The sequence below is a fragment of the Streptomyces sp. NPDC005202 genome (assembly GCF_040608235.1).
GTDB lineage: Bacteria > Actinomycetota > Actinomycetes > Streptomycetales > Streptomycetaceae > Streptomyces.
The window spans coordinates 430,686-448,676 of sequence record NZ_JBEXHW010000001.1; the positions used below are offsets into that span (position 1 = coordinate 430,686).

21 protein-coding genes and 4 pseudogenes are annotated in these 17,991 nt (G+C 71.2%); 13 read left to right on the top strand and 12 right to left on the bottom strand.

Annotation, left to right across the window (positions count from 1 at the left end; genetic code table 11):
- The first annotated feature begins 250 nt into the window (after window positions 1–250).
- Window positions 251–1,246 carry a small ribosomal subunit Rsm22 family protein gene (locus ABZV31_RS02020; protein ID WP_355886786.1) on the top strand — a complete coding sequence of 332 codons (996 nt, stop codon included), beginning with the start codon at window positions 251–253 and terminating at the stop codon, window positions 1,244–1,246.
- On the opposite strand, the pseudogene ddaH reads toward ABZV31_RS02020, so the two are convergent.
- Window positions 1,235–2,054: pseudogene (gene ddaH, locus ABZV31_RS02025) on the bottom strand (dimethylargininase). The gene ABZV31_RS02020 and the pseudogene ddaH overlap by 12 nt on opposite strands.
- Before the next feature lie 188 nt (window positions 2,055–2,242).
- Between ddaH and ABZV31_RS02030 the strand changes: the two are divergent.
- Both ABZV31_RS02030 and ABZV31_RS02035 read left to right on the top strand, forming a co-directional pair.
- The gene (locus ABZV31_RS02030; RefSeq protein ID WP_355886789.1) at window positions 2,243–2,845 is read left to right on the top strand and encodes a TetR/AcrR family transcriptional regulator; all 603 of its coding nucleotides are present in this window, start codon (window positions 2,243–2,245) and stop codon (window positions 2,843–2,845) included.
- Window positions 2,846–3,048: 203 nt separating this feature from the next.
- Window positions 3,049–3,786, top strand: a complete 738-nt coding sequence (locus tag ABZV31_RS02035) for a bifunctional DNA primase/polymerase (protein WP_355886792.1) — start codon at window positions 3,049–3,051, stop codon at window positions 3,784–3,786.
- Between the two features lie 40 nt (window positions 3,787–3,826).
- On the opposite strand, the gene ABZV31_RS02040 is transcribed toward ABZV31_RS02035, so the two are convergent.
- The 4 genes from ABZV31_RS02040 to efeO form a co-directional block, all read right to left on the bottom strand.
- The gene (locus ABZV31_RS02040) at window positions 3,827–4,828 is read right to left on the bottom strand and encodes a hypothetical protein (RefSeq protein WP_355886795.1); all 1,002 of its coding nucleotides are present in this window, start codon (window positions 4,826–4,828) and stop codon (window positions 3,827–3,829) included.
- A gap of 73 nt (window positions 4,829–4,901) precedes the next feature.
- Window positions 4,902–5,765 (bottom strand): iron uptake transporter permease EfeU, encoded by an 864-nt coding sequence (gene efeU, locus ABZV31_RS02045; RefSeq protein ID WP_355886798.1) that lies wholly within the window; start codon window positions 5,763–5,765, stop codon window positions 4,902–4,904.
- Between the two features lie 3 nt (window positions 5,766–5,768).
- Window positions 5,769–7,043, bottom strand: coding sequence for an iron uptake transporter deferrochelatase/peroxidase subunit (gene efeB, locus ABZV31_RS02050; RefSeq protein WP_355886801.1), 1,275 nt, complete (start codon window positions 7,041–7,043; stop codon window positions 5,769–5,771).
- A gap of 20 nt (window positions 7,044–7,063) precedes the next feature.
- Window positions 7,064–8,200 carry an iron uptake system protein EfeO gene (gene efeO / locus ABZV31_RS02055; protein ID WP_355886804.1) on the bottom strand — a complete coding sequence of 379 codons (1,137 nt, stop codon included), beginning with the start codon at window positions 8,198–8,200 and terminating at the stop codon, window positions 7,064–7,066.
- Window positions 8,201–8,450: 250 nt separating this feature from the next.
- Between efeO and ABZV31_RS02060 the strand changes: the two genes are divergently transcribed.
- A complete protein-coding gene (locus tag ABZV31_RS02060) occupies window positions 8,451–9,095 on the top strand; it encodes a PhzF family phenazine biosynthesis protein (protein WP_355886807.1) in 645 nt (214 codons plus the stop codon).
- Between the two features lie 36 nt (window positions 9,096–9,131).
- On the opposite strand, the gene ABZV31_RS02065 is transcribed toward ABZV31_RS02060, so the two are convergent.
- On the bottom strand, window positions 9,132–9,245 hold the full coding sequence (locus ABZV31_RS02065; RefSeq protein ID WP_355887566.1) for a DUF397 domain-containing protein: 114 nt from the start codon (window positions 9,243–9,245) through the stop codon (window positions 9,132–9,134).
- 83 nt (window positions 9,246–9,328) lie between these two features.
- On the opposite strand from ABZV31_RS02065, the gene ABZV31_RS02070 reads away from it, so the two are divergent.
- The 3 genes from ABZV31_RS02070 to ABZV31_RS02080 all read left to right on the top strand — a co-directional run bounded on the left by ABZV31_RS02070 (window position 9,329) and on the right by ABZV31_RS02080 (window position 10,464).
- On the top strand, window positions 9,329–9,805 hold the full coding sequence (locus ABZV31_RS02070; protein WP_355886810.1) for an ATP-binding protein: 477 nt from the start codon (window positions 9,329–9,331) through the stop codon (window positions 9,803–9,805).
- A 40-nt stretch (window positions 9,806–9,845) separates the two neighbouring features.
- Complete coding sequence (locus ABZV31_RS02075; protein ID WP_355886812.1) at window positions 9,846–10,157, top strand: AAA family ATPase; 312 nt, start codon at window positions 9,846–9,848, stop codon at window positions 10,155–10,157.
- A 91-nt stretch (window positions 10,158–10,248) separates the two neighbouring features.
- Window positions 10,249–10,464, top strand: a complete 216-nt coding sequence (locus ABZV31_RS02080) for a hypothetical protein (RefSeq protein ID WP_355886815.1) — start codon at window positions 10,249–10,251, stop codon at window positions 10,462–10,464.
- A 30-nt stretch (window positions 10,465–10,494) separates the two neighbouring features.
- Here the strand turns inward: ABZV31_RS02080 and ABZV31_RS02085 are convergent, their stop codons facing one another.
- Window positions 10,495–11,163, bottom strand: a complete 669-nt coding sequence (locus ABZV31_RS02085) for a biliverdin-producing heme oxygenase (protein ID WP_355886817.1) — start codon at window positions 11,161–11,163, stop codon at window positions 10,495–10,497.
- A 142-nt stretch (window positions 11,164–11,305) separates the two neighbouring features.
- Entirely contained in the window at window positions 11,306–12,163 is an 858-nt protein-coding gene (gene map, locus ABZV31_RS02090) for a type I methionyl aminopeptidase (protein WP_355886819.1), read from the bottom strand.
- 58 nt (window positions 12,164–12,221) lie between these two features.
- Between map and ABZV31_RS02095 the strand changes: the two genes are divergently transcribed.
- Window positions 12,222–12,455 (top strand): hypothetical protein, encoded by a 234-nt coding sequence (locus ABZV31_RS02095; RefSeq protein WP_355886821.1) that lies wholly within the window; start codon window positions 12,222–12,224, stop codon window positions 12,453–12,455.
- Here ABZV31_RS02095 and ABZV31_RS02100 read toward each other — a convergent pair.
- Window positions 12,456–12,686 (bottom strand): annotated as a pseudogene (locus ABZV31_RS02100) (MFS transporter); the annotation flags it as partial. It abuts the gene before it with no gap.
- A 6-nt stretch (window positions 12,687–12,692) separates the two neighbouring features.
- Entirely contained in the window at window positions 12,693–13,295 is a 603-nt protein-coding gene (locus ABZV31_RS02105) for a hypothetical protein (RefSeq protein ID WP_355886823.1), read from the bottom strand.
- Between the two features lie 116 nt (window positions 13,296–13,411).
- Here ABZV31_RS02105 and ABZV31_RS02110 point away from each other — a divergent pair, with 116 nt between their 5' ends.
- The 3 genes from ABZV31_RS02110 to ABZV31_RS02120 are packed head-to-tail and all read left to right on the top strand — an operon-like array spanning window position 13,412 to window position 15,489.
- A complete protein-coding gene (locus tag ABZV31_RS02110) occupies window positions 13,412–14,506 on the top strand; it encodes a sialidase family protein (RefSeq protein WP_355886825.1) in 1,095 nt (364 codons plus the stop codon).
- A gap of 37 nt (window positions 14,507–14,543) precedes the next feature.
- Window positions 14,544–15,248, top strand: coding sequence for an NADPH-dependent F420 reductase (gene npdG / locus ABZV31_RS02115; RefSeq protein WP_355886826.1), 705 nt, complete (start codon window positions 14,544–14,546; stop codon window positions 15,246–15,248).
- 4 nt (window positions 15,249–15,252) lie between these two features.
- A complete protein-coding gene (locus ABZV31_RS02120; RefSeq protein ID WP_355886829.1) occupies window positions 15,253–15,489 on the top strand; it encodes a hypothetical protein in 237 nt (78 codons plus the stop codon).
- Here ABZV31_RS02120 and ABZV31_RS02125 read toward each other — a convergent pair.
- The gene (locus ABZV31_RS02125; protein WP_355886832.1) at window positions 15,479–16,279 is read right to left on the bottom strand and encodes a site-2 protease family protein; all 801 of its coding nucleotides are present in this window, start codon (window positions 16,277–16,279) and stop codon (window positions 15,479–15,481) included. The genes ABZV31_RS02120 and ABZV31_RS02125 overlap by 11 nt on opposite strands.
- 112 nt (window positions 16,280–16,391) lie before the next feature.
- On the opposite strand from ABZV31_RS02125, the gene ABZV31_RS02130 reads away from it, so the two are divergent.
- Both ABZV31_RS02130 and ABZV31_RS02135 read left to right on the top strand, forming a co-directional pair.
- On the top strand, window positions 16,392–16,601 hold the full coding sequence (locus tag ABZV31_RS02130; RefSeq protein WP_355886834.1) for a DUF6578 domain-containing protein: 210 nt from the start codon (window positions 16,392–16,394) through the stop codon (window positions 16,599–16,601).
- An 83-nt stretch (window positions 16,602–16,684) separates the two neighbouring features.
- Window positions 16,685–16,891 (top strand): annotated as a pseudogene (locus tag ABZV31_RS02135) (hypothetical protein); the annotation flags it as partial.
- Window positions 16,892–16,901: 10 nt separating this feature from the next.
- On the opposite strand, the pseudogene ABZV31_RS02140 reads toward ABZV31_RS02135, so the two are convergent.
- A pseudogene (locus tag ABZV31_RS02140) lies at window positions 16,902–17,696 on the bottom strand (ABC transporter permease); the annotation flags it as partial.
- Window positions 17,697–17,991 lie beyond the last annotated feature (295 nt).

Below are 17,991 nucleotides of genomic sequence, written 5' to 3' on the forward strand. Positions count from 1 at the left end.
CGGTCCGGTGGTCCGCGGGACCTGGCGGGCTCCGCTGCCCGGTGGTCCGCGGGACCTGGCGGGCCCCGCCGTCCGGTGGTCCGCGGGACCTGGCGGGCTCCGCTGCCCGGTGGTCCGCGGGACCTGGCGGGCCCCGCCGTCCGGTGGTCCGCGGGACCTGGCGGGCCCCGCCGTCCGGTGGTCCGCGGGACCTGGCGGGCCCCGCTGCCCGGTGGTCCGCGGGACCTGGCGGACCTGAGAGAATCGCACGGTGAACGCCCCCCTGTCCCCGGCCGAGACCCTCCGTACCGCCCTCGCCGGTCTGCTGGACGGGCTGCCGCCCCGGCAGGCCGCCGGCGCCGTGAAGCGGCTGATCGCCAACTACCGGGGGAGCACCCCGACCGACGCGCCCATCCTGCGGGACCGCGCGGACGTGGCCGCCTATGCCGCGTACCGGATGCCGACGACCTTCGAGGCGGTGCGGTCGGCGCTGGAGGCGTTCGTGCAGGCCGCGCCCGCGTGGGTGCCCGCCAGTCATGTGGACGTCGGCGGCGGGACGGGCGCCGCGACCTGGGCCGTCAGCGCCACCTGGGACGGGATCCGGCCGGTGACGGTGCTCGACTGGGCCGAGCCCGCGCTCGCCCTCGGCCGGGAGATCGCCGCCGCCAACCCGGCGCTGCGGGACGCCCGCTGGCAGCGCACCCGGATCGGCGCGGCGCTCACCCTCGACGACACCGACCTCGTCACCGTCTCCTACGTCCTGGGCGAGCTGACCGAGGCCGACCGTGCCTCCGTCGTCGACGCCGCCGCGGCCGCCGCCCGGGCCGTCGTGGTCGTCGAGCCCGGCACCCCCGACGGCTACGCCCGCGTCATCGAGGCCCGCGACCGTCTGATTGGCGCCGGCTTCCACGTCGCCGCTCCCTGCCCGCACAGCGCCGCCTGCCCCATCGTGCCCGGCACGGACTGGTGCCACTTCTCGGCCCGGGTGAGCCGTTCCTCCCTGCACCGGCAGGTCAAGGGCGGCTCCCTGGCGTACGAGGACGAGAAGTTCAGCTACGTCGCCGCCGCCCGCTTCCCCGTGACGCCCGCCCCCGCCCGCGTGGTCCGGCGCCCGCAGATCCGTAAGGGGCAGGTGCTCCTCGACCTGTGCGAGGCCGACGAGCAGCTGCGCCGGCGGACGGTCACCAAACGCCACGGCGACCTGTACAAGGCGGCCCGCGACGCGGACTGGGGCGACGCCTGGCCGCCCCACGGCTCACACGCGTAGCTCCTGCGAGCAGCACTTCACGCTGCCGCCGCCCTTGTGCAGCTCGCTCAGGTCCGCGCCGATCGGCTCGAAGCCCCGCTCACGCAGCGGGCCGAAGAGCCCGGTCGCCGCCTGCGGCAGTACCACGTGCAGGCCGTCGGAGACGGCGTTCAGGCCGAGCGCGGCCGCGTCGTCGTCGCCGGCGACCAGCGCGTCGGGGAACAGCCGGCGCAGCACCTCAAGGCTGCCGGGGAAGAAGGCGGCCGGGTAGTACGCCACCTCGTCCGCCGCGTCGTCGAGGACCGTGAGCGCCAGGTCCAGGTGGTAGAAGCGGGGATCGACCAGCTCCAGCCCGATCACCGGCCGGCCGAAGAACTCCTGCGCCTCGCCGTGCGAGAGCGGGTTGGTCCGGAAGCCGTGGGCCGCCAGGAGGCAGGAGGCGGTCACGGCGAAGTCGCCCTCGCCCTCGTTGATGTGGACGGGCAGGTGCAGGTGTGCGAAGCCGTGCGCCGCGAACCAACTCAGGTGTGCCTCGGCCTCGGGCACTCCCGCTCAGGGTGCGCGAAGCGGGCGCCGAACACCCTGCCGTCGACCACCGTGGCGCCGTTCGCCGTGAACACCATGTCCGGCAGGCCCGGCTCGGGCGCGAGCTCCTCGACGGTGTGGCCGAGCGCGCGGTACAGGTCGCGCAGCTGTTCCCACTGGGCGATGGCCAGCGAGGCGTCGACTGTTCCCACTGGGCGATGGCCAGCGAGGCGTCGACCGGCTTGCCGGGGTCCATCCAGGGGTTGATCGAGTACGTGACGTCGAAGTGTACGGGTGGGCACATCAGATAGCGCCGGGGTGTGGCGCTGCGGGAAAGGGCCAAGGTGGGCTCCTCGTGTACCGCAGGGGTGCTTGGAGCCCATGGTGCGACGCGCCGGGCCGCCGCGCGTGTGGCGAACGGGTTGACTACCGTGCGTTGCCGCCCCGCCTGCCACGAGACGCCCCGTCTCACCCCCCTGCTACGGTCGACCCATGGTCAAGAAGCCCGCCCCCGACGCCACCCGCCGGAGTGAGAAGTCCCGTCGCGCGATCTACGACGCCGCCCTCGCGCTCGTCGGGGAGGTCGGGTATCCGAAGACCACGATTGAGGGGATCGCCGCGCGGGCCGGGGTCGGGAAGCAGACGATCTACCGGTGGTGGTCGTCGAAGGCGGACGTGCTGCTGGACGCGTTCCTCGACCTCGGGGAGCAGGCGGGGCAGGAACCGTACGAGATCCCCGACACCGGCGACCTGGCCTCCGACCTCAAGGCCGTGCTGCGCGCCACCGTCGACGAACTGTTCGACCCCCGGTTCGAGGCCCCGGCGCGCGCCCTGACCGCCGAGGGCGTGGTCAACGAGCAGCTCGGCCGGGAGTTCGTGACCAAGCTGCTCGAGCCGCAGCTGGAGCTGTACGTCCGTCGGCTGCGTGCCGGGCAGGACGCCGGTGCCGTGCGGCCCGACGTCGATCCGCGCATCGCCCTGGAGCTCTTTGTCTCCCCGCTCGCCCAGCGCTGGCTGCAGCGCACGGCGCCGATCTCGTACGAGTACACCGACACCCTCGTGGACTACGCCCTGCACGGCCTTGCCCCGCGGTGAGGAGCCGGGCCCGACGGGCCGATGAGTCCCGGCGAAATCCCGGCGAAATCCCAGCGAAATACCGACAAAGAGGGTGATCGCCCTCGATCCAGGTGCGCGGTACGTCTCGTCCCACCTACCCCGGATGTGGGCCCCGGCCCCCCGGAGCGCAGGATGGTGGGACCATAGGGCATGCTGTCCACACCAGCGAGGCGAGGGGATAGATGAGCGCGGAGTTCGGCGGCCGCACCGGCCGGCAGGGCAAACTCTCCCAGTGGCTGCGCGGACGCCGCCCGAAGGAGGCCGCCGGAGACGGCGGTCGTGAGGCCCTGCTGCTCGCCGCTGCCGCCGCGGGACTGCCCCTCGCGCCCGCCGCACACCCGGCTGCCGGCTACCGCTGTTCCTGTGACCGCATCGGCTGCCCCACGCCCGCCCGGCACCCGGTGTCGTTCGCGTGGCAGACGCAGTCCACGACCGACCGCGCGCAGATAGAGCGCTGGGCCCGGCACCAGCCCCAGGCCAATTTCATCACCGCGACCGGCATGGTGCACGACGTCCTCGACGTGCCCCTGGAGGCCGGACGCGAGGCCCTGGAGCGGCTGCTCGCCTCCGGCGTCGAGGTCGGCCCGGTCGCCGAGAGCGACGACGGCCGCATGCTCTTCTTCACCCTCACCCGCGGCACCCCCGAGGACGAGGACGAGTGGTGGCCGTGCGAGCTGGACTGCCACCCGGAGACGATGGACGAGCACCCGGGACTGCGCTGGCACTGCCGTGGCTCGTACGTCCTCGTACCGCCGGCCCGGCTGCCCGGCGACGACGACCGGACGGTGCGCTGGGTGCGCGGCCCGGAGTACGCGCTGCCCGACCCGCTGAGCCTGCTGGAGGCCCTCACCGACGCGTGCGCCCGCTACGCCGGCGAGGAGCCCGGCCACGTGGGCGCTGCCTGGCCCCTGCGCCACTGAAACTGCTGAAGCCGCTGAAGCCGGTGAACCGGCGCGGGCGCTACTCGCCCCGCGCCGCCGTCAGTCCCTGGATCCGGCCCAGCATCGACACGCGCTGCCCGCCCGAGCCCTTCCGGGGGTCGAGGGCCACCTCGTTGGAGACGAACTCCATCGTCAGGGACTGCTTGATCTCGCCGGTGGTCAGGGCCTGCACGTCCTTGTTCGGGGTGGGCACGGAGGTGCCCTGGGCGGCCGTCTGCTTCTCGTAGTGGTGCGTGGTGAAGAACACCAGCGCACCCCCGTCCGCGGTGCGCAGCGCCAGCGGGGCGTAGTCGCCGTTCGTCAGCGGCTCGTCGATGTACTGCGTGGCCAGGCCCGGCTTGCTGGCGTCCTTGGCGCGCAGCTTGCGCCAGCCGGTGGTGTGGGCACCCGCCGCGAAGGTGCTTCCGCCGTTCTTCAGGTAGGTCGCGTACTCCTGGCTCAGGTCCCGGGGCGGGACGGCGGCGTCGGTGGAGTTCGCGGGCACGGCCTCGGCCCAGCCGTCCTTGTCCTTCCGGAACTCGGGGACGTCGCCGGGGGCCACGAGCGTCAGGTAGGCCACCTGCCACCGCTCGGCGAGGCTGTTGCGGGTGAACACCAGCAGCCAGCGCGCGTCACCGCCCTTGTTGCCGCGCGCGTCGGCGAGGAACCAGCGCGGCCAGCCCGCCTTCTTGGGGATCGTGAACTTCGCGTCCGAAAGCTTCAGCGGTGTGTGCGCGGGATTGCCGCCCGGATGGTTGGTGTGGCCGGCCTTCAGCCGCGCGGCGTCGATGGCACCGAGCGCGCCGGTGACGTAGTCCGCGTCCAGGGAACTGTCGTACGCCTTGTCGGCCTTGTTGTACGCGGCTGTGAACTGCTGGAGTGCCTTCGCGGCCTCCGCGCGGGTGGTGGCCGGGAGCACCTCGCGCTCCCCGTGCACCACCACGCACCCGCTCGCCGTCAACGACAAAGCGGTCACCGAGGCCGCTATCAGCGCCTTCCGCTCAAGCCTGCGCAGCCTCCGAGGGCCGCGAACCCTGCTCATCAGCTACCTTCACCTTCCCCTTCCCGGAGGCGAACCCTACCGGGGCGGGAAGACGGGCGAGTGCCGGGTTCCCCTACTGGGCCGCCTTGTTGTGAACCGGCGGTGGTGTCGGCTGCTGCCGTTTCCTCCCGGCGGCGAAGCCCACCGGGGCGAAGAAGATCGCGAGTGTCGGGATCAGGTACAGCAGCCACACCGTGAGCTGGAGGACGGTGGGGTCGGGCTGGAAGTTGAAGACGCCCTTGAGCAGGGTGCCGTACCAGCTGTCCGGCGGGATGGTGGCGCTGATGTCGAAGGCCACGTTCGTCAGGCCCGGAAGCCAGTCGGCCTCCTGGAGGTCATGGAAGCCGTACGCCAGCACGCCCGCCGCGACGACGACCAGCATGCCGCCGGTCCAGGTGAAGAACTTCGCGAGGTTGATCTTCAACGCGCCTCGGTAGAACAGCCAGCCCAGGAAGACCGCCGTCGCCAGACCCAGGGCCACGCCGATCAGCGGGCGCGGGGTGCCGTCGGACGCCGCGTGCACCGACGCCCACACGAACAGGGCGGTCTCCAGGCCCTCGCGGCCGACGGCCAGGAAGGCGGTGGCGACCAGCGCGCCCGTGCCCATCTGCAGGGCGGCGTCCAGCTTGCCGTGCAGCTCGGACTTCAGGTGGCGGGCGGTGCGCCGCATCCAGAACACCATCCACGTCACCAGGCCGACCGCGAGGACCGACAGGGTGCCGCCGAGTGCCTCCTGCGCCTGGAACGTCAGCTCCTGGGAGCCGAATTCGAGGACGGAGCCGAACCCCATGGCGATGGCGACCGCGATGCCGATGCCGGTCCAGATCGGCTTCAGGGCGTCGCGCCGGCCGGTCTTGACCAGATAGGCGATCAGGATGCAGACGACGAGGCTGGCTTCCAGCCCTTCGCGCAGGCCGATCAGGTAGTTGGAGAACACGGGCTACGCCTCCTCGGACAGCAGGGTGCGGCCCCACCAGTCGTGCGTGTCGCGAACGCCGGGCGGGATCGCGAAGACCGCCGAACCCACGTGCTGGATGTACTCGTTGAGCGCGTCGTGCGCCGCCAGCCTGCGCTGCAGCGGGATGAACCCCTTGCGCGGGTCGCGCTGGTAGGCCAGGAAGAACAGGCCCGCGTCCAGGCGGCCGAGGCCGTCGGTGCCGTCGGTGAAGGAGTAGCCGCGGCGCAGGATCGTGATCCCGTTGTTGGAGTCGGGGTGTGCGAGCCGGACGTGCGCGTCGGGCTTCATCGCCTTCAGGAACGGCTCGTCGTGCTCCTTGGCCTTGCCGACGGGTGCGCCCTCGCCCTTGTCGCGGCCGAAGACGTCCTCCTGCTCCTGCAGCGAGGTCCGGTCCCAGGTCTCGATGTTCATGCGGATGCGCCGGGCGACGAGGTACGACCCACCGGTCATCCACTCCGGCCCGTCCTCCTCGCCGACCCACACGAACTTCTTCAGGCGATCGCTCTCGTGTCCGGCGATGTTGCGGGTGCCGTCCTTGAACCCGAAGAGGTTGCGGGGCGTTTGGGCGTCCGGTGTCGTCGACGAGGTCTTGCCGAAGCCGAGCTGGGACCAGCGGACGGCGACCTTGCCGAAGCCGATGCGGGCCAGGTTGCGGATGGCGTGCACGGCGACCTGCGGGTCGTCCGCGCAGGCCTGGATGCACAGGTCGCCGCCGGTGCGGGAGTTGTCGAGGTTGTCGCCGGGGAACCGGGGCAGGTCGACGAGCGCCGCGGGCCGCCTGTCCTTCAGTCCGAACTTCTCGAACAGCGACGGACCGAAGCCGATGGTGAGCGTCAGCCGCGACGGCTTGAGCCCCAGCGCCTCGCCGGTGTCGTCCGGGGGCGCCTCGGCGAGACCGCCGTACGCGCCCTCGCCGACCGGCTTCCCGGCCGTCATCCGCCGGGCGGCCGCCGTCCAGTCCTTCAGCATCTGCACGAACTCGGCGCGGTCGTCGGTCTTCACGTCGAACGCGGCGAAGTGCAGCCGGTCCTGCACCGGCGTGGCGATGCCCGCCTGGTGCGTGCCGTGGAACTCGACCGCGGCGCCCGCCTCGGCGCCGGCCGGGTCCACGTCGTGGCCGGCGCGGGTCATCGCGACCGCACCGCCGGCCGCGGCGGCGCCGAGCGCGAGCCCGGCACCGCCCCAGCCGATCAGGGCGCGCCGGGAGGGCGCCTTCGCCGGGGTGGCCCCGGCCGTGGCTTCCTGGGTGTCCGTCATTGGGGTCCCTTGCCTCACGACTACTTCACGACGGCGGCGGCGAGCTTGGACAGCGGCTCGGCGAGTGCGTTCACCGCGTCCGAGAGCTCCTTGCGCTGGTCCTTGCCGACCTTGTCGTAGGAGACGAAGTCGTAGGACGTCTGGTCCGTGCGGTACTTGTCGAGGAGCGCGTCGAGCGCCGTGAACTGCTTGTCCAGCTCCTTGGTCAGCGCCGGGTCGTTCTTCTGCGCGACCGGCTTGAGCAGCTCGTACGCCTTCTGCGCGCCCTCGACGTTGCCCTTGAAGTCGACGAGGTCGGTGTGGGCGTAGCGGTCCTCCTCGCCGGTGACCTTGCCGGTGGCGACCTCGTCGAGAAGTTCCTTGGCGCCGTTGGCCATGGAGGTCGGGGTGATCTCGGCCCTGCCGACGCGCTTCTGCCAGTCCTTCAGGTCGGTGACCAGCTGGTCGGCGAGGGTCTTCTCCTCGGCGCCGATCTTCTTGTCCTGCCACAGCGCCTTCTCCAGGCGGTGCCAGCCGGTCCACTTCTGGCCGCTCTCCAGGCCGTCCTCGCGGACGTCGACCTTCGGGTCGATGTCGCCGAAGGACTCGGCGACCGGCTCGGTGCGCTCCCAGCCGAGGCGGGAGATCGCGTACGCCTTCTTGGCGGCCTCCAGGTCGCCGTCCTTGACCGCCTTCACGAAGGTCTCGACGCGGGGCAGGGTCTCGTCGGCCTGCTGCTGGGCGTAGGCGCGGTAGTCGGCGACCGCCTTGTCCAGCTTCGGGTCCCGCTTGGCGACCGAGCCGCCGGTGACCGTGAGCTTCTGCCGCACACCGTGGCCCTTCATGCCCGGGCGGCAGGCGATCTCGTACGAACCCGCCTTCACCTCGGCGGTCAGGGTGTACCTGGTCCCCGGGCCGATGTTCTCCTTCTCGGAGACGATCCGGTCGTCCGGGAAGAGGATCTCGACCTCGGTCGCCTTGGAGCCCTTGTTCTCGATCTTCAGCGAGATTTGGCCGGCCGGGACGGACGTGGTGGAGGTGTCGCACTTCGTGTCGGCTGCGGTCACCTGAATCGCGGCGCCGTCCTTGGCGTCGCTCTTTGCGGTGCAGGCTGTCACGGCGGTCAGAGCGGCCGCGGTGGCGGCGGCGGTGACGACGGAGAGTCGGACGGCTCGCATGCAGGCTCCAAGAGGACGACGGACGACACCGCGCGGGGAGACCCCGTGCGGTGTGGTGAGGCTGACCTAACTTACCTGAGCCTTACCTCACCTATACCCGTCAGATCCGTGATTCAGCTCCCACGGAAAGATCACAGACACGGCTTGATTAAGGTGGCCAAAAGCAGACCCCAAGAGATGGTCAAGGGAAGGTCAAAAGCGTGGGTGCCCCTCAGCGCGTTCGCCGCCCGCGTGATGTTTCAATGCCCAAGTGACTGACTACGACGTGCTGCGCGTCTTCTGCGGGCCGAACGGCGGCTACGGCAACGAGCTCGGCGTCGTCCGCGACGGCTCGGCGATCCCCGGGCAAAGCGACCGGCAGGCGTTCGCGGCGAAGCTCGGCTTCAGCGAGACCGTGTTCGTCGACGACCCCGAGCGCGGCGTCATCGACATCTACACCCCCACCCTGCGCCTGCCCTTCGCCGGCCACCCCTGCGTCGGCACGGCCTGGCTCCTCGACGTGCCGGAACTGGTCACGCCCGCCGGAGTGGTGGGCGCCCGCCTCGACGGCGAGTTCAGCTGGATCGAGGCGCGCGCGGAGTGGGCCCCGCCGCGCACGCTGCGGCAGTACGCGACGGCCGCCGAGGTCGACGGCCTGGCGGTGCCGCCGCCAGGGGAGTGGATCTACGCCTGGGCGTGGGAGGACGAGGCGGCGGGCCGCGTGCGCGCCCGGGCCTTCCCCGGCCGCGACGACGGCATCGAGGAGGACGAGGCGACCGGCGCGGCGGCCCTGCTGCTCACCGACCAACTGGGCCGCGCCCTCAACATCACCCAGGGAACGGGCTCCCAGATCCTGACGGCACCGCAGCCGGAGGGGTGGGTGGAGGTCGGCGGACGGGTGCTCCTGGAGCGCTGAGACCTCTCCGATGGCACGTGCCGTGTGCGGCCCGGCTCAGCTGACGTGCGCGATGAAGGCACGCCAGGCTTCCCGGCTGAAAGAGATTACCGGGCCGGTGGGGTTCTTGCTGTCGCGGACGGGGGCGAGAGCGGAGACGACGCAAGCGATTTCGAGGCAGTCGCCCTGCCCGCCGCTGTAGCTGCTCTTATGCCAGACGTCGCCGAAAACGCCGAACTGGTGCTTTCGGAGCTATGACCAACGCGCTGCGCGTGCCGGTGCCGAGAGGGCGGCAGGTGGGCGTACGGATCGCACGGTCCGTGGCGGACGGGCTGCTGCGGTTGGAAGTGAGCGACGCGGGAGGCGGCAGGCCCGAGGTGCGGGAGCCCGGCGCGGACGAGACGCGCGGGCGCGGGCTGCTGCTCGTGGCGGCGCTGGGCCCACCGCTGGGGCATGGAGGAACGCGACGGAGGGATGGGAAGACGGTGTTCGCGGAACTGAAGGCCCCGGACATCGTGGCCGGGCCCGCAGTGCGGGAGGTGGCGGCGGTCATGGTGCGGCCCGGGCAGCACGTGCGGGTGTGGGGCGAGTGGCGGACCGTCCTCGGTGTCCGCAGCGATCAGTATGCGACGGGCGGCCCTGCGGTGGTGCTGGCGTTGGACGAGGGCCCGGCGCTGCGCGTGCACGCCGCGGAACCGCTGGCCGTACGGGTCGGGGAGTGCGCTGGATAATGTGGCGCAGTGCACATGAGGAAGCGGGGAGAGAGGCGGCATGATCACGCGGATCGAGATCGACGGCTACAAGTCGTTCGACGGCTTCGCCCTCGACCTGCCGCCGTTCACCGTTCTGGTCGGGGCCAACGCCTCCGGCAAGTCCAATCTGCTGGAGGCCGTGGATCTGCTCGGACAGCTGATCCGGGAGCCGACGGGGCAGACGCTGGTCGACCACGCTCGCCGCGGGGCCCGAAGGAGCTGTTCCGGCGGGGGCCGGACGGGGATCCGGCCGGGACCATGCGGATCGCGGCCCATGTCCTGGTGCACGGCAACGCGGGGTACTGCCACGTCAGAGTCGAGGCGCGGGTGACGTACGCGGACCCTCCGGAACCGTTGCAGGCCGATACCGCGGTTCGCAACGTCCACGACCTCCCCGACTTCGAGTGAGGGAAGCGTCACCCATGAGCGATGCCGCGTGGGAAGTGCCGTACGAGGTGGAGAAGGTCGCCGACCCGAAGGCCATGCTGAAAGCGGCGCTGGGAGGGCGGCGCGACGCCGAGCGGGACTTCGACCGACTGGGACAGACGGTCGCACTGGACATGCTGTGGAAGGTTCCCGCGTACCGACGCTGGATCGGCGAACTGCGCGCGGCGATGGAGCGGTTACGTTTCCTGTGACGGCGATGGTGGGCGGATCCCCGGGGACGGTCACGCCGACAGGGGGAACTCCTCGCTCAGCGCCCGGAAAACAGCCGTGTTCAGCTGGTACGCCCGCCTGCACTCGGCGATGACCCGCTGCTTCTCCAGGTCGTCCACCCGGATCTCGTTCAGGAGCGTCCGGTACGTCCGCTTGAACGCCGCCGGGTTGGCGATCCCCTCGAAGACGTAGAAGCGGACCCCGTCGCCCTTCCTTGCGAAGCCCCACGTCTTCTCCGCCCGATCGCGGATGATCTGGCCGCCGGCGAGGTCGCCCAGGTAGCGGGTGTAGTGGTGGGCGACGTATCCGCCCGGCCACTGCTCGGCGCAATCCCGCACACGCGCCGCGTACCTCCGTGTCGCGGGCAGCGCGGCGAGGCGCGCCCGCCACTCAGGGCCGCGCAGGTGCGCGAGGTCCCGCCCCAGCTCGGTCAGCCGGAACAGCTCGGGCCGAACGAAGGGACCGGCCACCGGGTCGCCGGCCAGACGTTCGGCCCCGGCTTCCAGGGCCTCGTACACGAACCACAGCTGCTCGGTGTACCGCGTGTACGCGTTGACGTCGAGCCTGCCGCCGAGCAGCTCGGTGATGAACGTCGAGGTGTTCGCTTCTGTGTGCTGCTCGTGCGACGCGGTGCGGATGAGCGTCGAGAATGCCGTGCGGGACGTGTCTGGCGTGTGCATGGGACCTCCACGATTTTCCCGACACCCTGTCGGTAAAATCTTACCCCGGATGCCGGGACAAACCCACGCGAAGCCTGATCAGGTCCACACGAAAGAGCCCGCTCCGTCCACGGAGCGGGCTCTTTCGTGTGGACGGGTGCCGTTACGGCAGCGTCAGGATCTCCGCCCCCGTCTCCGTCACCACCAGCGTGTGCTCGAACTGGGCCGTCCGCTTCCGGTCCTTCGTGACGACCGTCCAGCCGTCGTCCCAGATGTCGTACTCGTGCGTCCCGAGCGTCAGCATCGGCTCGATCGTGAAGGTCATCCCGGGCTGCATGACCGTCGTGGCGTGCGGGCTGTCGTAGTGCGGGATGATCAGGCCGGAGTGGAACGACGAGTTGATGCCGTGACCGGTGAAGTCGCGGACCACGCCGTAGCCGAAGCGCTTGGCGTACGACTCGATGACCCGGCCGATGACGTTGATCTGCCGGCCCGGCCGGACCGCCTTGATCGCCCGGTTGAGGGCCTCGCGGGTGCGCTCGACGAGCAGGCGGCTCTCCTCGTCGACGTCGCCGACGAGGTAGGTGGCGTTGTTGTCGCCGTGCACCCCGCCGATGTACGCCGTCACGTCCAGGTTGATGATGTCGCCGTCCCGCAGCACCGTCGAGTCGGGGATGCCGTGGCAGATCACCTCGTTGATCGAGGTGCACAGGGACTTGGGGAAGCCACGGTAGCCGAGCGTCGAGGGGTAGGCGCCGTGGTCGCACATGAACTCGTGTGCCACCCGGTCCAGCTCGTCCGTGGTGACGCCCGGCGCGATGTGCTTGGCCGCCTCGGCCATCGCCTGCGCGGCGATCCGCCCGGCGATCCGCATCGCCTCGATGGTCTCCGGGGTCTGCACCTCCGGCCCGGTGTACGGCTTCGGCGCGGGCTTGCCGACGTACTCGGGGCGGCGGATGTTTCCGGGCACGGAACGGGTGGGGGACAGCTCCCCCGGTACGAGCAGCGACTGGCCAGACATGCCGGCGAGTCTATCCAGGGGAGATGGGGGAACATGTCGGTGGCGAGAGGAGCTGGTCATGGCCCTGTTCAAGAAGCGGACCGCCGGGAAGCCGGGCGAGTGGTACTACTGCCTGGAGCACAAGAAGGTCGAGGAGGGACCGGACTGTCCGGGCAAGGACCGGTTCGGCCCGTACGCCTCCCGGGAGGAGGCCCAGCACGCGATGGACATCGCCCGCGAGCGCAACCTCCAGTGGGAGAACGACCCCCGGTGGCACGACGCGCCGGCGGGCGGCGGCACCGAGGACGAGTGATCACGCCGGTGCCTGCGCCGCGGCCACGCGCTGTGCGCGCAGCCGCACGGCGTGCTCGTTCAACCACGCGTCGTACGTCATCAGCTTCGGCGGACACAGGGCCGGCGGCCCCACCGCGCCCGCGCACAGCAGGCCGCCCGACCACACGGACGCGCGCACTCCCACCCACGCGGCGACGCCGCCCGAGCTGACCCGGCCGAGCTGCGGCCCGACCGGACAGGACAGCTTTTCGTGCCGCTACCAACGCGGGGGCGGGGGAGCCGTCAGCTGATCCGTCAGCCGTGACAGGAGGTCCCGCAGACGCCGGCGCCCCCGGGGAGACGGCACCGCGTTCTCCCCGGCCGCCGCGCTGACCAGGTGCTGCACGGTGTCGAGGTCCAGCTCGGAGCCGTCCGGCACGGCCAGCGACTCGTGCGCCAGCGCCGCGAGGTCGCGGTCGCCGGAGCCGAGGGCCAGCACCGTCGCCCCGGCCCGCCGGGCGTCGTGGATCCGCTCGCAGAGGGGGGCGCCGGGGCCGTCCGGCGAGACCACGAGCAGCGTCTCGCCCCGCCGTGCCGCCTCGATCCGCCCGAGCCCGACGGCCAGCTGCGCCGGGTCCGAGGGTTGCGCGCCGTGCCGTACGAGTGTCGGGGCCAGCTGGGGCGTGCCCGACCAGGCGGCCTCGTCCACCAGATGCGCCGCCAGGTGCCACGGCTCGTGCTGAGGCGTGCCCACGAGCAGCAGCCCGCCCCCGTGCGACACCACGGACCCCCGCAACACCCCCGCGAACCGCCGCGTGGCCCCCAACCACTCGGTCCCGGCGAGCACTTCGCGCAGCAATGCGACCCGTACGGCATCCATACGAGCGCATCCTGCCGCAACCGGCCACTCGTGACGCAGGGTTCACCCCGAATTCGCCCGTCATGGGGAAGGGGCGAAGTCACCGGCCGCACAAGGAGCAACACAAGGAGCAGCTCATGACAGCAGCCACCGTCCCCTTCCGCGCAGGCCACGAGGGATACGCCGGCTTCCGCATCCCCGCAGTCGTCGCCACCCGCGAAGGCACCCTGCTCGCCTTCTGCGAGGGCCGGGTGGATTCCGCGCGGGACCACGGCAACATCGACATCGTCCTGAAGCGCTCCACGGACGGCGGCCGCACCTGGGGCCCGCTGCAGGCCGTCGCGACGAACGGCGCCGACCTCGCCGGCAACCCCGCCCCCGTCGTCCTCGACACCGGCCGCATCCTGCTCGTCCACGTCCGCTCCGCCGCGACCGCCACCGAGGACGCCATCCTGCGTGGCAAGGTCGAGGAGGCGGACGGGCGCCGCGTCTGGGTGCAGCACAGCGACGACGACGGCGTCACCTGGTCGGGCCCGAGAGAGATCACCGAGCAGGTGAAGCGGCCGGGCTGGCGCTGGTACGCCACCACGCCCGGCCACGCCCTCCAGTTGAGCACCGGCCGGGTCGTCGTCCCCGGCAACCACACTCTGCCGCCCATCGGCACCGACACCGGCACGGAGGCCAAGTACAACGGCGGCCACTGCCTGCTCAGCGACGACCGGGGCGAGACCTGGTACCTCGGCTACGTCGACGAGAACACCGACGGCTACATCAACGTCAACGAGACCACCGCCGCCGAACTCCCCGACGGCCGCGTCTACTTCAACACCCGCAACGACCACTCGGATCCCCGCCCGCCCTCCCTGTCCCCCGGCAACCGTGCCGACGCCCACTCCCACGACGGCGGCCGCACCCTGGTGAAGCCCTTCCGCCCGCAGGCGGCCCTGACCGCCCCCGTCTGCCAGGCGAGCGTCCTGCAGCTCCGCGACCCGGACCTGCTCCTGTACTCCGGACCCGCCGACCCCGCCTTCCGCGCCCTGATGACCCTCCGCACGTCCACCGACGGCGGCACCACCTGGCGCCCGGCGTACCCGGTCGACGGCCTGCCCGCCGCGTACTCCGACCTGGTCCGGATCGACGCCGACACCGTGGGACTCCTCTACGAGACAGGCGACTTCGGCGCCTACGAGACGATCACCTTCCGGCGGGTGCCCGTGACGGACCTCACCTGAGCCGCTGGGGGAGGAGCCGCGGACGTAGAGTCGGCCCATGACCTCTACCGACAGTGCACAGAAGGCCCCCGCCAAGGACCCCTGGGACCTCCCCGACGTCTCCGGGCTCGTCGTCGGCGTGCTCGGCGGGACCGGTCCGCAGGGCAAGGGCCTCGCCTACCGGCTCGCCCGCGCCGGCCAGAAGGTGATCATCGGCTCCCGGGCCGCCGAGCGCGCACAGGCGGCGGCCGAGGAGATCGGGCACGGTGTCGAGGGCGCCGACAACGCCGAGACCGCGCGCCGCAGCGACGTGGTGATCGTCGCCGTGCCCTGGGAGGGCCACGGCAAGACCCTCGAATCGCTGCGCGAGGAACTGGCGGGCAAGCTCGTCGTGGACTGCGTCAACCCGCTCGGCTTCGACAAGAAGGGCGTCTACGCCCTCAAGCCAGAGGAGGGCAGCGCCGCCGAGCAGGCCGCCGCGCTGCTGCCGGACTCGCGGGTGACCGCCGCCTTCCACCACCTGTCCGCCGTGCTGCTCCAGGACCCGGAGATCGAGCAGATCGACACCGACGTCATGGTCCTCGGTGAGCAGCGCGCCGACGTGGAGATCGTCCAGGCCCTGGCGGGCCGCATCCCCGGCATGCGCGGCATCTACGCCGGCCGGCTGCGCAACGCCCACCAGGTGGAGTCGCTGGTGGCGAACCTGATCTCCGTGAACCGCCGCTACAAGGCGCATGCGGGGCTCCGGATCACGGACGTATGACCTCATGGGGGACACTGGTGGTCGAAGCAGTGTCCCCCGACAGGAGCCGACCGACATGCCCCGCCTTGCTCTCTACGCCCTCGTCGTCTGCGTGCTCTCCGTGGCCGCGGCTGTCGTTTCCTTCGTCCAGGGCAGCTGGCTGGGGATCGTATGGATCCTGCTGGCGGGCCTGTCGTCCAACATGACCTGGTACTACGCGCGCCGCGGGCGGGGGCGGCAGGGCAAGTCGGTCACGGGCTGACCGAGCAGAACTCGTTGGTGCCCTGCCAGAAGCGGTAGAGCTCGTGACCGCAGTACTGGTCGAAGTCGTTCACCCCCAGGCTGCGCAGGATCGCGTCGATCACGTCGAAGAAGGTGCTGTTGACCGACGGGACCCACAGCAGCGCGAAGACGAACAGCAGGCCGAAGGGGGCGAAGGGCTCCACCTGGCGCTTGACGTTGTACGACAGCCAGGGCTCGATCACGCCGTAGCCGTCCAGCCCCGGAACCGGCAGGAAGTTCAGGATCGCCGCCGTGACCTGGAGCAGGGCCAGGAAGGCCAGGGCGAACCGGAAGTCGCGGGGCACCCCGTCCAGCGCGTGCAGCCAGAACGGGGCCGTGCACACCGCAGCGAACAGCACGTTCGTCAGCGGGCCCGCCGCCGAGATCAGGCTGTGCCGCCAGCGGCCCCGGATGCGGCCGCGCTCGATGAACACCGCCCCGCCGGGCAGGCCGATCCCGCCCAGGATCACGAAGACCACCGGGAGCACGATGCTCAGCAGGGCGTGCGTGTACTTCAGTGGGTTCAGCGTGAGGTAGCCCTTCGCGCCGACCGAGATGTCGCCGCTGTGCAGGGCGGTGCGCGCGTGCGCATACTCGTGCAGGCACAGGGAGACGATCCAGGCCGCCGTCACGAACAGGAACACCGCCACGCCCGGCTGCTGGGCGAACCCGGTCCAGGTGGCCCAGCCCGTGACCGCGGTGACGGTGAGTATCCCGACGAAGACGGGGCTGATGCGCCGGTCGCTGCGGCGGGTGGTGGCGGTGGTCATCGGGGAGGACTCCTGTACGCAGGGGTGGACGGGCGGTTGGCGAGCCCGACCGTACCGGGCGTACGGGGAAAACGTCTCGCGGTGGGCCGACGGTTCCGGGGAAGGTGGGGGCATGGGACTGTGGCGGGTGTTCTACGAAGGCTGGCAGATGGAGTGCTGCGGCAGGCCGTTCTCGGTGGGGGAGGAGGTGGGCTGGCCACTGGCTCCCCTGGACCCCGAAGACGCGCCGGGCGAAGGCGACGAGGTGGACGACGGCGGCAAGAGGCGGAGCAGTACGGCAGGATGCTGCGCGTCGAGCGCCACGGCGGCGAGTGGCCCATGACCACGGGCCGCGTCCGCGCGATCCATCTCCTGCACCAGGTGTACGCGGAGACCGGGCCGGCCTCGCGCACCTTCGAAGCCTTCAACATCCGCGCCCGGCTCACCTCCTTCGTCGGTCGTGAGGACGACATCGAAGCGATCCGCGGGGACCTCGCGACGGCCCGGCTGGTGACGTTGCTCGGGCCCGGCGGGGCCGGGAAGACGCGGCTGTCCCTCGAGGCCGCCGATGCCGTGCGGCATGCGGCGCGGGACGGGGTGTGGCTGGCCGAACTCGCTCCCGTCGAAGACCCGGGGGCATGCGGATCGCCACCGGCGCCATCACCGCCGTGATGGCCACCGACCAGCCGAGGGTCACCCACACGTCGTGCGCGACCGGTCCGTGCGTCATCAGCCCGCGGGCCGCGTCAGCGAGGGAGGACAGCGGGTTGTAGTCGGTGAAGGCCCGCAGCCAGCCCGGCATCGACTTCGTCGGCGCGAAGATCGACGAGCCGAACTGCAGCGGCATCAGCACCAGGAAGCCCATCGCCTGCACGGACTGCGCGTTCTTCATGACCACGCCGAGGGCGAGGAACACCCACATGATCGACGACGCGAACACCGCCGAGAGGCCCACGGTCGCGAACAGGCCGGGCCAGTTGGTGATGTCGAATCCGACCAGGACGGCGACGACCATCAGGACGGCCGTCGCGAACAGCATCCGCGCCAGCTCGACCGAGATCTTGGCGAACAGCACCGAGCCGCGCCCGATCGGCAGGGACCGGAAGCGGTCCATGACACCGCTGTTGAAGTCCTGGTTGAAGCCGGTGCCGACGCCCTGGGACATCGTCATGCTCGTCATGGCCAGCAGGCCGGGGATGACGTACTGCACGTAGGCGTGCTGCCCGCCGCCGAGGGCCTGCCCGATCGAGCCGCCGAAGACGTACACGAACAGCAGGGTGAAGACGATCGGCATCAGCAGCGCGTCGAACATCGACTCCGGGTCCTGGCGGATCCACAGCAGGTTGCGTCTGATGAGGGCCCCGGTGTGGCGGAGATGGCCGCGCAGCGGGATACGGGTGTCGTGCGGGACGTCGGTGGTGATGGTGACGGCGCTCATTAGAGGACCATCCCTTCTGCAACCCTCACGGTTGTGACCTCTCGGTCCCGGCGGGTGCACGCCATCCACCAAGCCAGCCGCAAGGCCAAGAAGCCCGCAAGGCCGAAGCGGCTTGACCAGCCCCCGCACGGTCACGGCGCTGTTCGCGCCACTGGGGTTGTTGTCGATTCGCGTCATGCCGACGACGGTGTCAGCCCCGACCGACAAACCACCGACAAGCCGCCGACAGCACCGACGGCCCCCCGACAAGCCACCGAAGCACCGACAAAACCCCCGACCCAACCATCAATTGAGG